Below are 13,958 nucleotides of genomic sequence, written 5' to 3'. Positions count from 1 at the left end.
TCAATCAAGTCGTTATAATTCAAAAAAGTTACAGGAGCTTAGTGTAGCGTTAATTCTAAAAAAAGCGATAAATGCCGTAAAAAAGTTCACAGAATAAAAACCAATTCGGCATAATTGATTTATAGTGATCACATAAATTAAGCATAATGATTTAGAGGACAATAAGGTCAATGAAAAAATTCCTTTTAGGTAGTGTAGCTACTGCTCTTTTTGCCTTGTCAGGCAGCACCATGGCAGCAAATTTTGTTGCAGGTAAAGATTACACCGTGGTGGCTAACCCGGGTAAAGTTGAGGTACCGGGAAAAATTGAAGTACGTGAATTCTTCTGGTATGGCTGCCCGCACTGCTATCGCTTAGAGCCGCATATGCAGACCTGGCTGAAAAAATTGCCTAAAGATGTCAACTTCGTTCGTACTCCTGCTGCCATGAATCCAGTCTGGGAACAGGGTGCACGTGGTTATTATGTGTCTGAAGCATTAGGGGTACGCAAGAAAACTCACTTGCCGTTATTCCATGCCATTCATGCGGGTGGTCAGCAAATTTTTGATCAAAACTCACAAGCCAAATTCTTTGTGAAATATGGCGTACCTGAAGCCAAGTTCAACAGCATGTTTAATTCATTTGCGATTACCTCAAAAGTGGCACAAGCCAAGCAATTGGCACAGCAATATCAATTGAGCGGTGTGCCTGCGGTAGTGGTGAATGGTAAATATGTAGTACAGGGCGAAGATGCCAAAGTCACTCAAGTAATCAGCTATCTGGTTGAAAAAGAGCGTAAAGCCAAATAAATCTGATGCACTGAAAAAAACCCGCAATGCTTGCGGGTTTTTTTATGTCTGTTGTTTTTTATGCAGTCTGAGTGACTGAGCGTTTATTGCTTGACAGGATCCCAGTTTGAAATCCCCCGGAAAATGAGATGAACCTGGGTAATGGTTTGCAGCTTAAACTGGTTTTGCTGAGCTGATCGTTCTGGCCCCTGATATTGGCGGTTAATGTCCATCCAGGTCATGGCCCAGGTAAAAGACAAGTTAATTAAAATATTAGAAAGCACCTGCAAGTCTTGGAGATTACGAATGTGCTGCACGGTTTCAACCTGGCCCAAATCATTGGCCAGGTCTTCAATTAAAAAAGTAATTTCCCGTGCGATGGCATGACGAATCACTTCTGAACCACCCCAGCGCTCGGCAATCATAAATACCCACGGTTCAGGATGATGTTCAACTGCCTGGAAAAACAGGTCCAGACTGATTTTGGTTTTGGTATTCGGCTGATAAATATAGGCCTGTCCCAGCTGATGCAAAATGCCTTTTAAATGCATGGCAACCTGATCGACCAGTTCCAGTCCTAGCTCATTCATGTCTTGAAAATGACGATAGAATGCCGTCGGCACCAAACCGACATGGCGTGCGATTTCACGCAAACTGATGCTGCTGAACGAACGCCCAGACGTGCTTAAAGCCAACGCTGCATCTAAAAGTGCTTGGCGGCTCTGCTGTTTACGCTCATCCCGTATCGACATGCGACTACCCTAAAAAAAATTCTGCATGAAGTCTATCAAAAAAAAACAAAATAAACGACGAATGTCAGTGAACATGTGTTGACTGAATTAAAAAACCATTATAGTGTACAAGTGTTCACTATAAGAACACCTGTTCACTCAAATAAATAGCCAGCAATAAAAGAGGAACGTCATATGAGTCATGTGATGCAATATAAGCCGCAATGGATTCGAGAAGATTTCGTCGATTTTATTGCTGAAAAAATAAATCCAGTTTGGGCATGGAAAAAAGTCAAAGCCAGCATTGTCGATGTACAGACACTGAGTGCAGATTTTTATCAAATTCAGCTACAACCGAATCATAACTTCCGTGCTTGTCTTTTCTCTGCCGGGCAAAGTGTTTTAGTGACTGTAGTGATTGCAGGTGTGCGTGAGCAACGTAGTTATTCGATTGTGAAAATTACCGAACACGGCAACGTGGTGATTGCAGTGAAACGTCAGGGCAAAGTTTCCAATGCTTTAACTCGATTGGCTGTGGGCAGTGTGGTGGAAATTTCTCAGGTTCAGGGCGATTTCACCTTGGATTCATCTGTAGAGCCTATTTTATTATTGGCTTCGGGGAGTGGCATCACCGCAATCTATTCATTATTGCAGCAGGCGATCCGTCAAAAAGTCAGTCAGATTGATCTGATCTATTTTACTCGTGATGAGGCTTTTCATACCGAATTACAGCAATTATCAGAACAATATTCACAGTTCAATTATCATCATTTCAATACACTTGTACAGAAACAATATTTAAGTGTAGAACTGCTTGAAAGTACAGTTGCGGATTTCGGGCAACGCCAAAGTTATGCCTGTGGTGCCAAGGGCATGATGCAAAGCCTGAATCAGATTTATCAGCAGCTGGGTATTTCTGATCAGTTAAAACAGGAATACTTTCAAGTGGTTGTTGATGAAAATGCAACTGTGCAACAGGTGGTGTTTTTACGTGCTCAACAAGAGTTTGCAGCAAAAACCAATTTGCTGGAAAGTGCTGAACAGGCAGGTTTGAAGCCTGCACATGGCTGCCGTATGGGCATCTGCAACACCTGTACCTGTACCAAAGTCAGCGGCTCCACGAAAAACCTGCTCACTGGTGAAATCGACCACGATAGCAACACACAAATCAAGTTGTGTATTAGCCAAGCCGTGAGTCCGGTGGTGATTAACATTTAAAAAATAAAAACGCTTTAATAGCGCCATTCAGTGAGTGATCGCACTTTTTTACACAGGGTTCGATGCTTACTCAGGAGAAAAACAATGAATATGTCAGTTAAATTTCCAGAAAATAGTAAATCAAAATATTTAAGTCCTGAACAAATCGCCGAATTTGGTGAAAAAGTCGATGCCATTCGCCGTGAAATCATGGACAGCATTGGCGAAAAAGATGCTGAATACATTTATAAAATCCGTGATTTTGTGCGTTATAGCGAAATTGCCTCACGTGGCATGCTGATGTTTGGTGGCTGGATTCCGCCAGTATGGTTATTGGGTACCGGCCTATTGGGTATTTCCAAAATTGTGGAAAATATGGAACTGGGCCATAACGTCATGCACGGTCAGTTTGACTGGCTGAATGACCCGAATCTGAACGGTGCCAATTATGACTGGGATACCATGGCGACCGGTGATGACTGGAAACATACCCATAACTATATCCACCATACTTATACCAATATTGTCGGTAAGGACCATGATGTCGGTTATGGCCTGATCCGGGTCAGTGAGTCGCAAAAATGGGAACCACGCTTTTTATTCAACATTCCTTTAGCCATTCAGCTCATGGTGTTTTTCGAATGGTATGTTGGTGTACAAAACCTGCATTTGGAAGATGCGATTGCCTATAAAACCAAAAGCTGGAAAGAGGTTTGGACCGAGTCGGCAAAATTCCGCAAGAAAGCTACCCGTCAGATTGCCAAAGATTATGTGTTTTTCCCTTTAATTGCTGGCCCGAATGCACTGCCTGTACTTGCTGGTAACGCAGTGGCGAATGTGATTCGTAGCCTTTGGGCTTCAGCGGTGATTTTTAATGGACATTTCACTGAAGATGCCGAAACCTTTGAACCAGACAATACGGATACTGAAACCCGTGCTGAATGGTATTTACGTCAAATTCGCGGATCGAGTAACTTTAGCGGCACAGAATGGCTGCATATTTTAAGTGGTAATTTGAGCCATCAAATTGAGCACCATTTATTCCCGGATATGCCGGCAAACCGTTATGCCGAAGCTGCACCGAAAATTCGTGCCTTATGCGCCGAATATGGCATTCACTACAATGAAGCCAGTTTCGTTAAACAGTTTGGTAGTGTCTGGGTGCGTTTAGCCAAATGCTCATTGCCAAATTCATGGACTTCAAACCTTGAACAATCAACGCAAAAATTAAAAAAATTATTTAGCTTTTAATTCAAACGCTGAAATACGCTTGATGGGTAGAGCATGTTATTCAAGGTTGAATTGCAGTAAAAAGGGCTTAATGGTTTTTGCCAATAGAGAATCTGCTGGCAAAACCTTGCAGCTTGCTTCTGTTATACTAGGCCGCAATGAATTTTAGCCAAAATAAGGACTCAGCATGCGTATCGACCAACGTACATTAGATCAATTACGTGACGTAAAAATTACCCGTAACTATACACGTTATGCGGAAGGTTCAGTATTGATTGAATTTGGTCATACTAAAGTTCTTTGTACAGCAAGTATTGATAATTCAGTGCCGCGTTTCTTGAAAGGTAAGGGACAAGGTTGGGTCACTGCAGAATACGGCATGTTGCCACGTTCAACCCATACCCGTAGTGACCGTGAAGCGGCGCGTGGTAAGCAAAGTGGCCGTACTCAAGAAATTCAGCGTTTGATTGGTCGTAGCTTGCGTGCCATGGTGGATTTGAAAAAACTGGGTGAAAACACGATTACCATCGACTGTGATGTGATTCAGGCCGATGGCGGTACCCGTACTGCATCTATTACTGGTGCAGCAGTGGCTTTAATTGATGCCATGAATGTATTGCTTGAAAACAAGAAAATTAAGCAAGATCCGCTGAAAGGTTTGGTTGCTGCGATCTCTGTCGGTATGTATCAAGACGAAGCTTTGCTGGATCTTTGCTATGAAGAAGATTCAAACTGTCAGACTGACTTGAATGTGGTGATGACTCAAGCTGGTGAGTTCATCGAACTGCAAGGTACTGCTGAAGACAAGCCATTTACCCGTGCACAATGCAATGAAATGCTTGAATTGGCTGAGAAAGGCATTCAAGAACTGATTAAAAAACAACAGCAAGCTTTAGGCTGGTAAGTTGTTGATTTAGAATTATCAATTCAGCAATAAAAAACGCACCATCGGGTGCGTTTTTTATGAGCATTTTTACTAAATGAGTTAAGAAAAATTAACCATTAAAACGCATCGATAAATCTACCGCTTTTACGTCTTTGGTTAAAACACCCATCGAAATATAGTCCACACCTGATGTTGCTACTTCACGTAAATTTGCAATGGTAATATTGCCTGAAGCTTCCAGCTTGCAACGACCGGCCACGTGCTTCACCGCATCAATCATTTGCTGCTGAGTGAAATTATCCAGCATCACGATGTCTGCCTTGGCTTCAAGTGCCTGGTTCAGCTCGTCCCAGGTTTCCACTTCGACTTCTACCGGTTTACCCGGTGCAATGCTGTGTGCTTTGGCAATGGCCTGAGCAATGCCGCCCGCTGCCATAATATGGTTTTCTTTAATCAAGAAGGCATCGAACAAACCCAGGCGATGGTTCTGACCGCCACCAATCGCCACTGCATATTTTTGTGCAATACGTAAGCCGGGCAAGGTTTTACGGGTGTCTAACAGCTTGGTATTTAAGCCTTCCAACTCTTTAACATATAAAGCAGTTTTGGTCGCCACAGCCGATAAAGTCTGGACAAAATTCAGGGCAGGACGCTCAACGGTGAGCAAGCTACGTGCAGAACCTGCCAGTTTTAAAAAGGCTTCATTGGCCTGGACGCGGTCGCCATCATTCTTCAGCCAGATCACTTGTACATTCGGGTCATAAGCCTGAATCAGCGCATTCACCCAAGGCTGACCAGCCAGCACCATGTCTTCACGGCTAATGATGGTTGCCGTGGCTTGTTCATCTTCAGGGGTCAATAAAGCAGTGATATCACCTTCGCCAATATCTTCTTGTAAGGCGTGTTGAATGTTGATTTGGATTGATTGTTGCAGCAAAGATTGAGATATGCTCATCAGTATTTCCGTATCTTTTTTAACCCATGAAAATTGCGCGTTATATTAGCACTGTTCATTTAAAAGAAATGTTTTTTCAACCGATTTTTATCTATGGAATTTGAGATTTTAAGTTTAAAGTTTTAGGATTGCGCTAAAATCATTAACTTATGCGAACAGGACTCAGGATTGGAATATGCAACAGGCACCCTTTTTTCAGGTCATCGATGGTCAGTTAATCGGTGCAAGGCAAGTACCTTCCCCAAATTATAATCAACGTCCCCAGCAAACTGAAATTCAACTGGTCGTGGTGCATAACATTAGTCTACCGCCGTCACAATTTGGTGGCGGTTATATTGAACAGTTTTTTCAAAACCAGCTGGATTGGTCACAGCATCCATATTTTCAAACTATTGAAGGCATGCAGGTTTCTGCGCATCTGCTCATTTTACGTAGCGGTGAAGTCCTGCAATTCGTCAATTTTAATGATCGTGCCTGGCATGCCGGGCGTTCAACTTACTTGGCCAAAAAAGAATGTAATGACTATTCCATCGGCATCGAGCTGGAGGGCAGTGATGATTTGCCTTTTGACGAGACACAATATACGGTGCTGGCACAAGTGACGGCTGCATTGCAGGCGGCTTATCCAAAAATTTTACAACATTTGGCCGGTCATTCGGATATTGCACCTGGACGTAAAACCGATCCGGGACCATTCTTTGACTGGGTCAAATTCAGAACTTTATTACAACAGCATAAAACTCCTCAATAATGCATGGGCTTTATGATTAAACAACGAAATTCCATGTTGAGTTTCATTACAATAGCGGCTTAATTTTTCACTGGGTGGTTACGATGGCGCTTTGGCGATCGACCTTTATTGTTAGTGCAATGACCATGTTGTCTCGGGTTTTGGGCTTAGTCCGAGATGTGGTATTGCTGAATGTGTTTGGTGCGGGTAAAGATTTCGATACCTTTGTGGTGGCCTTTCGTATTCCCAACTTCTTTCGGCGGCTATTTGCCGAAGGTGCATTTTCGCAAGCCTTTATTCCAGTTTTAACCGAATATAAAACCACGCGAACCCATGCAGAAGTACAAATTCTAATTAGTCGGGTCTTTGGCTGTCTTGCGACATTTATGACCGCACTGACTTTTATTGCCATGATTGCGGCACCTGCGGTGCTGTACATCTATGCGCCCGGCTTCCATGACGACCCAGAGAAATTCGCCTTGGCGACAGACATGTTCCGTCTGACCATACCGTATTTGCTATTTATGTCGCTGACCGCTTTTGCCAGCAGTATCTTGAACAGTTATGGGTCTTTTTCTACCCCGGCTTTTTCACCGGTGTTGCTGAATATCACCATGATTGCAGCAGCATGGTGGTTAACACCCTATATGGCCGAACCGATTATGGCCTTGGGCTGGGCAGTAGTGATAGCCGGTATCTTGCAGCTGGTGATTCAAATTCCAGAGCTGTGGCGTAAAAAATTGTTGATTCCACCTAAAGTGGATTTCAAACATGAAGGTGTGGATCGCATCATGAAATTGATGCTACCGGCATTATTTGGTGTTTCGGTCACACAAATTAACCTGTTGTTAAATACCATTTGGGCATCCTTCATGCAGGATGGGTCGGTATCCTGGTTATACAGTGCAGAACGTATGACTGAATTGCCTTTGGGTTTAATTGGGGTAGCCATTGGTACGGTGATTTTACCGTCATTGTCTGCACGTCATGCCGAGCAAGATCAGAACAAGTTCCGTGGCATGATTGATTGGGCAGCCAAAGTCATTATGTTGGTTGGCATTCCAGCCAGCATCGCCTTATTTATGCTGTCGACCCCTATTATTCAGGCCTTATTCCAGCGTGGGCAATTTACCCTTGAAGATACGCAAATGACCGCTTTGGCCTTGCAATGTATGAGTGCCGGGGTGATTTCCTTTATGCTGATTAAAGTCTTTGCTCCAGGTTTTTATGCGCAGCAAGATACCCGTACACCAGTACGCGTCGGCTTAATGGCAGTTGCAGCCAATGCCATTTTAAACGTGGTATTTATCGGCTTCTTTAAACTGATTGACTGGCATGCAGAGCATATGGCCTTGGCCTTGGCTTCATCAGGTTCTGCACTGGTCAATGCCGGCATGCTGTATTTCTATTTGCATAAGCGCAATATTTTCCGCTTTGCCGGGCACTGGAAAAAACTGTTCCTTCAGTATGCGATTGCCAATGCTGCCATGATTGCTGCCCTGTGGTATGGCTTAAGCTGGTACAACGGAGACGTCTCACAGTGGATGCGTATACTGGAAGTAATCGGTTTGTGTGTAGTGGGTGTGGTGGCTTATGCGATTGGTTTATTGGCAACTGGTTTTAGACCACGCCACTTAAGACCTTAATCAGCAGAGCAAAACTCTAAAGGGTTAGAACAGTGAGATACAGACTGATCTAATGCTTGAAATCGAGACTGAATGAATCAACTATGAAAAAGAGCCTGTATAGGCTCTTTTTTGATGATGTGAGATATTTTTAAGCGGAGGTCATTCAACTAAACTTTTCCCCGAGAGAGGAAGCCGACGATTGCTAAAATAACGGCAATGACGAGTAAAATAACCGCAAAATCTTTAGACAAGCCTGCGACACCACCGAAACCTAACAGACTGGCAATCAGCGCAATCACTGCAAAAATAATAGCCCAACGGAACATAAGCTTTCTCCATGTGTTGTTATTTTCAAGGTTGTTTCAGTATAGGGGCGGAAAATTTACAGCAGTGTTATTCTTGTGTTTAAAAAATGTTCACTTTGACGGCAAATCTATGATTTAAAGTAAAAATCATGTTTATTCCCTGTAAACTTGTACACCTTATCTTCGTTACCAATTTTCTGGTTTTCTCACTGCTATGACTGAACAATTACGTCCACAATTCTGGAAAAAATATGCTTTGGCTGAACTGACAACAGCTGAATGGGAAGCATTATGTGATGGTTGCGGCCTGTGCTGTTTAATCAAGTTGGAAGATGAAGAGCTGCAAGAGGTCGCGTATACCAAAGTGGCCTGCAAACTTTTAGATTGCACAAGCGCACGTTGTAGTAATTATGAACAGCGACTTGAATATGTACCGGATTGTATTCAACTCACCCCAGAAAAATTAGCCACTATTCACTGGCTCCCGCCGAGCTGTGCTTACCGCCGTTTAAAAGAAGGCAAGAATTTACCGACCTGGCATTATTTAAATACAGGAACACGTGACAGTGTGATCAAAGCCAGAAAATCGGCAGCCGGTCGTTGTATTTCCGAAACGGAAGTTCATGAAGATGATCTTGAGGAATATATTGTGCGTTGGGTGCGTTAATCGGCGGTGACTTCAGCATCAACGTTTCTGCTGAAGTCACTTCTTCACTCAGCAAAGTAGAATGACTGCGAGCATGAATGACTTAAATCACTTGAATGATCAACCAGAAGAACTGAATGGCTCAGTTGCATCAGCCACAGGATTTAATAATTGGGTAGCATCCTGAAAGATCATCGGGTAATAAAAATAAAAACCTTGTCCGGTATGGCAATCACAGGCTTGAAGGATTTCAACCTGTGCACTGGTTTCAATTCCTTCAACCAGTATATTCAAGGATATACTCGCGCCAATTTGGCTAATCGCTTTTACAATCGCCAAGTCAGAAAGGTTGTCCGGTATATTTTCAATAAAATTGCGATCAATCTTGAGACAGTCGACCGGATAATCCCTTAATCGGGTCAAGGATGAATGGCCTGTACCAAAATCATCGAGTGAAATACTCAGCCCCGCTTGTTTTAATAGTCTAAGCGCACGGATCACATAATCTGAGCCACGTTCAGAAAGACTTTGTTCGGTAATTTCTATTTCAATCAGCTGGTAGGGAATCTTAAATTGAGCCAGCCGGTTTAAAAGCGTTTCTGCGTAGTTATCCCTTAAAAATTCGACCGGTGCGGCATTGATGGAAATGGGTAATAGTTGTAAGCCTGCTTCCAGCCATTGGCTCATATCCTTCAAGACTTGAAGCTGAATGATTTCACTGATCCGCGTGGCCAGTTCATAGTCCTGAAAAGCGGAAAAAATATATGAAGGAGGCTGGATTTGATCTTCTGCATCATGCCAGCGCAGCAAGGCTTCAAAACTAATGACTTTTCCATCTGCAAGATTGACCTTGGGCTGATAGACCGGAAAAATTTTATTGTTATGAATAATGGCTCGGGCCAGCGAAAGCTGATGGGTCGTCAGCTCTATGCTTTCCAACATGGCACTTTTGAACATCCGGATACCGCCACGACCACTGATTTTAAGATCATTCAGCGCGACATCGGCACAGCGTAACAGTGTTGAGCTATTTTTTGCATCACGCGGGTATATGGCACAGCCGATGCTCATTCCGCCATTAATATATTGCCCGGCATAACAAATCGGGATATCCAGTTGCTGACGCGCTATTTTTGCAATGTTCAGCAATTCAGATTCATCATTCAAATGCGGCACAATAATCGCAAACTCATCCCCGCCCAAACGTGATACCACAACTTGCTCGTTAAAACAGCTACTCAGGCGTTGACCTAAAATCTGGAGTAAATAGTCACCCGCAATATGACCCAAGGTATCATTAATATGTTTGAAATAGTCTAAATCAATCAGCAAAAAGCCCACAGATTGTTGTTTATGCTGTGCGTTTAGAATGGTCTTTTTAAAAATTTTATTAAATGCACGGCGGTTATATAAGCCCGTTAATTCGTCGAGTTCAATCACCTGTTGAAGATTTTTTTCTGCAATTCTTTGTTGGCTAATATCACGGGAAACACACAGAATACTTTGGGTTGATCCATCTTCACTGAGTATGGGCGTTAAAATATTATCCCAATATTGCGAAGGCTGACCGGCAATAACGCTCATGCCATCAAAACGGGCATTGTGACCTTTTGCTGCCTGTTTTAATGCATGTTTCCCCGAATTCTGGATTGGCTCGGGCAGTAAATTTAACCACGGCATACCAAATTTATTTTCATTGACCGGTACACCTAAGGCCAGACAACCTGAACGGTTCATATGGGTCACATGACCCTGAGGGGTTAAAATTTTAATACAGTCCACGCTAGCATCCAGCATTTTGGTCTGGGCAAGCACTTGCTGATGCAGTTCGGTATGCTTTAAATAATGATCATGAATATCGGTGGCTGTCACCATCCATTCAATATCATCTAAATGTTGTGCAGGTTGAACGCAAATCAGGCAAACCCGATAGCCTTGCTCATGATGATGAATACGGCATTCTTGTTCGAAGCCTTGTTGAGTGTGTAAGGCATCTTGCCAAAGTACACTAAAGTCTGGGTAATCTTCAGGATGAATGAATGTTTGGCATTCATCAGTCTGTTCTAGATTGATATTGCGACCAAGATAGTCACAAACAGCTTGATTATAATAATACTGGTTCTGTTTATTTTTAACCCAGACCAGCTGAGGTAACTGATTAAGAATACTTTGAATAAGCATGTTTTCGGCAGACCACTGGGTTTTATGAGTTTTAATATGCGGTTGTTTTTTTGCTTTGCCATCCTGATTAAGAGGTATTCGCTTGTTTTTGAAAGTATCTTCCATAAAACTTACCCCTAAATAACCAAAATTTAAAAAGTGTGATGTGATTCACACAAATAATTATACATATGAACGCGCAGCAGTAGAATGATTCAGTGTGTATTTTTGCTGTTCTACTTATTTTGAGCAGCTTATTTCGTTCTATTTAAAAGTTAATTCACGTAAAAAGCGGCATAATCATGATGCATATTTTTTAAAAACAACAATATGATTTTTTTGTAAATCGGTTGATTTGAAATACGCGATATTAAAATTACATAGTAGACTTGCTTTAAGTACAGTCAAGAAATAACAAGATGTCTGAGAGCCATATTCCACTTCCTGAACGACTTCGCCCGCGTGACTTGTCCGAAATTATTGGTCAAGATCATCTATTAGGGGCTAGTGCGCCATTACGTCAAATGATTGATCAAGGACATTTACCTTCGATTATTTTTTGGGGGCCGCCGGGGGTAGGAAAAACCACGATTGCTTTGCTTTTGGCACAGGCGGTGGATCGGCCATTTGTGAGTTTATCGGCACTCAATACCGGGGTAAAAGAACTGCGTGAAGTGATTGCTGAAAGTGGTGATTTACTGACACCTGTCGTCTTTATTGATGAAATTCATCGTTTTAACAAATCACAGCAAGATGCTTTATTGAATGCAGTCGAGAAGGGCAAAATCACTTTAATCGGAGCGACCACAGAAAATCCCTCTTTTGAAGTGAACAATGCCTTGTTATCGCGCTGTCAGGTCTATACCTTAAATGCCTTGAATGAAGAGGCGATTAAGACCTTGATCAATAAGGCAATCCAGCAAGATAGCTTTTTAAAAGAACGCTATATTCAAGTTGAAGAATACGAAGCCTTGTTGCAATTTGCTGCCGGAGATGCGCGTAAGGCACTCAATCTGCTGGATTTAATAGCCAGCACTTTTGAGCCGGAACTGGAAAATATCATTACCAATGCCATTGTGGTGAAAGTGGCACAGCAGAATATTGCCCGTTATGACAAATCGGGCGAGCAGCACTATGACTTGGTCTCTGCGTTTATTAAGTCGATTCGCGGCAGTGATCCCGATGCAGCCTTATATTGGATGGCACGTATGTTGAAAGGCGGGGAAGATCCGGTATTTATTGCCCGTCGTATGCTCATTGCCGCTTCGGAAGATATCGGTAATTCCAATCCGAATGCCTTGCTGCTAGCGGGCGAATGCTTCCGTTCGGTACAGGCGGTGGGCATGCCGGAATGCCGGATTATTTTGGGTCAATGTGCCGTGTATTTGGCCACCAGTGCCAAAAGTAACAGTACTTATCTGGCCATTAACAAGGCGCTCGACTTAGCTGAAAAAACCTCGAATTTACCTGTGCCGCTACATTTACGCAATGCACCAACCAAACTCATGAAAGAGCAGGGCTATGGGGTGGATTATTTATATCCGCACAATTATCCAGAGCATTTTGTCTTGCAAGAGTATATGCCGCCTGAATTAAAGGGCACCAAGCTGTATGAGTCGGCACGCAATAAACGTGAAGTGGAAGGAGAGCGTTTACAGCAACGTCGTTGGCAACAGCAGCAACAACAGCAATAAGCCAAAAAAAGCCCAATCCATAGAAGGGATTGGGCTAAAAATAGGATGTCTTGGGGGAGATACATCCTAGAGGGTAAACTCAAATCTTGGCTGGCAAGCAAGATGCTATAAAGCCACCTACTCCAACATCTTGCTGCCTGGTATGTAAGATATATTAAGTAAAAAACATTTTATTGTAAAAACGATCATTTTTATTATTAAAATCTGTTTTTTCGATTTTTGGGGTATGAAAAAACCGAGCTAAATAGCCCGGTTTTTTTGAATCAGATGACTGATTAGATATCAGTAAGATCGATACCTAAACGTGCAGCAACTTCTTCATAAGCTTCAACAACACCGCCTAAACCTTGACGGAAACGGTCTTTGTCGAGTTTTTTCTTGGTGTCTTTGTCCCATAGACGGCAACCGTCTGGAGAGAATTCATCACCAAGCACGATACGGTCGTGGAATACACCAAATTCAAGTTTGAAGTCTACAAGTAACATGTTACCTGCATCGAACAAGCCTTTAAGCACTTCGTTAACTTTGTAAGTTAACTCTTTCATTTGTGCAAGTTGTTCAGCAGTCGCCCAACCTAAAGCAATCGCTTGAGACTCGTTCACCATTGGGTCGCCAAGCGCATCATCTTTGAAGAACAATTCGAAAGTAGGTGGAACAAGTTCTTTACCTTCTTCTACACCTAAGCGACGGCATAATGAACCGGCAGCATAGTTACGCACTACACATTCAACCGGAATCATTTTTAATTTTTTCACTAAAACTTCAGTTGGAGAAAGAAGTTTTTCGAAGTGAGTTTCAATGCCAGCAGCAGCCAATTTTTCCATGATGAAGGCGTTAAAACGGTTGTTCACCTTGCCTTTACGATCCAGCTGTTCGATTTTTTCGCCGTTAAATGCAGATGCATCGTCACGGAAGACTAGGATAAGGTGATCTGCGCTGTCTGTTTCATAAACAGATTTTGCTTTACCAGTATAGAGCAAGGTTTGTTTCAACATGGGGGGAACCTTTTTCAAAAAAAAATGCCTAGTA

Annotated in this window: 13 protein-coding genes; 8 read left to right on the top strand and 5 right to left on the bottom strand. The window is 42.7% G+C overall.

All coding sequences use genetic code 11. The features are described from left to right. The first annotated feature begins 170 nt into the window (after positions 1–170). On the top strand, positions 171–788 hold the full coding sequence (locus B9T26_RS07320) for a thiol:disulfide interchange protein DsbA/DsbL (RefSeq protein WP_086199062.1): 618 nt from the start codon (positions 171–173) through the stop codon (positions 786–788). Positions 789–871: 83 nt separating this feature from the next. Here the strand turns inward: B9T26_RS07320 and B9T26_RS07315 are convergent, their stop codons facing one another. Beyond that, positions 872–1,519 (bottom strand): TetR family transcriptional regulator, encoded by a 648-nt coding sequence (locus B9T26_RS07315; RefSeq protein WP_086199061.1) that lies wholly within the window; start codon positions 1,517–1,519, stop codon positions 872–874. Positions 1,520–1,693: 174 nt separating this feature from the next. Here B9T26_RS07315 and B9T26_RS07310 point away from each other — a divergent pair, with 174 nt between their 5' ends. From B9T26_RS07310 to rph, 3 genes are all read left to right on the top strand, one after another. Next, positions 1,694–2,716 (top strand): ferredoxin reductase, encoded by a 1,023-nt coding sequence (locus B9T26_RS07310; RefSeq protein ID WP_086199060.1) that lies wholly within the window; start codon positions 1,694–1,696, stop codon positions 2,714–2,716. An 84-nt stretch (positions 2,717–2,800) separates the two neighbouring features. After that, positions 2,801–3,946 carry a fatty acid desaturase family protein gene (locus tag B9T26_RS07305; RefSeq protein WP_086199059.1) on the top strand — a complete coding sequence of 382 codons (1,146 nt, stop codon included), beginning with the start codon at positions 2,801–2,803 and terminating at the stop codon, positions 3,944–3,946. Between the two features lie 166 nt (positions 3,947–4,112). Beyond that, complete coding sequence (rph, locus tag B9T26_RS07300) at positions 4,113–4,829, top strand: ribonuclease PH (RefSeq protein ID WP_086199058.1); 717 nt, start codon at positions 4,113–4,115, stop codon at positions 4,827–4,829. Between the two features lie 91 nt (positions 4,830–4,920). Here rph and nadC read toward each other — a convergent pair whose 3' ends face one another. Beyond that, positions 4,921–5,766 (bottom strand): carboxylating nicotinate-nucleotide diphosphorylase, encoded by an 846-nt coding sequence (nadC, locus tag B9T26_RS07295; protein ID WP_086199057.1) that lies wholly within the window; start codon positions 5,764–5,766, stop codon positions 4,921–4,923. Between the two features lie 175 nt (positions 5,767–5,941). On the opposite strand from nadC, the gene ampD reads away from it, so the two are divergent. Together ampD and murJ are read left to right on the top strand one after the other, a co-directional pair. Continuing rightward, entirely contained in the window at positions 5,942–6,517 is a 576-nt protein-coding gene (gene ampD, locus B9T26_RS07290) for a 1,6-anhydro-N-acetylmuramyl-L-alanine amidase AmpD (protein ID WP_086199056.1), read from the top strand. 74 nt (positions 6,518–6,591) lie between these two features. After that, positions 6,592–8,142, top strand: coding sequence for a murein biosynthesis integral membrane protein MurJ (gene murJ, locus B9T26_RS07285; protein WP_171262951.1), 1,551 nt, complete (start codon positions 6,592–6,594; stop codon positions 8,140–8,142). Positions 8,143–8,291: 149 nt separating this feature from the next. Here murJ and B9T26_RS07280 read toward each other — a convergent pair whose 3' ends face one another. Further along, positions 8,292–8,450, bottom strand: a complete 159-nt coding sequence (locus B9T26_RS07280) for a DUF1328 domain-containing protein (protein ID WP_005006601.1) — start codon at positions 8,448–8,450, stop codon at positions 8,292–8,294. A 193-nt stretch (positions 8,451–8,643) separates the two neighbouring features. Here B9T26_RS07280 and B9T26_RS07275 point away from each other — a divergent pair, with 193 nt between their 5' ends. Next, on the top strand, positions 8,644–9,096 hold the full coding sequence (locus tag B9T26_RS07275) for a YcgN family cysteine cluster protein (protein ID WP_086199054.1): 453 nt from the start codon (positions 8,644–8,646) through the stop codon (positions 9,094–9,096). Positions 9,097–9,195: 99 nt separating this feature from the next. Here the strand turns inward: B9T26_RS07275 and B9T26_RS07270 are convergent, their stop codons facing one another. After that, the gene (locus B9T26_RS07270; protein ID WP_086199053.1) at positions 9,196–11,361 is read right to left on the bottom strand and encodes a bifunctional diguanylate cyclase/phosphodiesterase; all 2,166 of its coding nucleotides are present in this window, start codon (positions 11,359–11,361) and stop codon (positions 9,196–9,198) included. Between the two features lie 293 nt (positions 11,362–11,654). Here B9T26_RS07270 and B9T26_RS07265 point away from each other — a divergent pair, with 293 nt between their 5' ends. After that, complete coding sequence (locus B9T26_RS07265) at positions 11,655–12,929, top strand: replication-associated recombination protein A (protein WP_086199052.1); 1,275 nt, start codon at positions 11,655–11,657, stop codon at positions 12,927–12,929. A 275-nt stretch (positions 12,930–13,204) separates the two neighbouring features. Here the strand turns inward: B9T26_RS07265 and purC are convergent, their stop codons facing one another. Further along, on the bottom strand, positions 13,205–13,924 hold the full coding sequence (gene purC, locus B9T26_RS07260) for a phosphoribosylaminoimidazolesuccinocarboxamide synthase (protein ID WP_086176415.1): 720 nt from the start codon (positions 13,922–13,924) through the stop codon (positions 13,205–13,207). Positions 13,925–13,958 lie beyond the last annotated feature (34 nt).

The organism is Acinetobacter sp. ANC 4169 (assembly GCF_002135355.1).
Lineage (GTDB): Bacteria > Pseudomonadota > Gammaproteobacteria > Pseudomonadales > Moraxellaceae > Acinetobacter.
The sequence above is the reverse complement of the archived record's forward strand: the minus strand, read 5'-3'. Positions and strand labels throughout refer to the sequence as shown.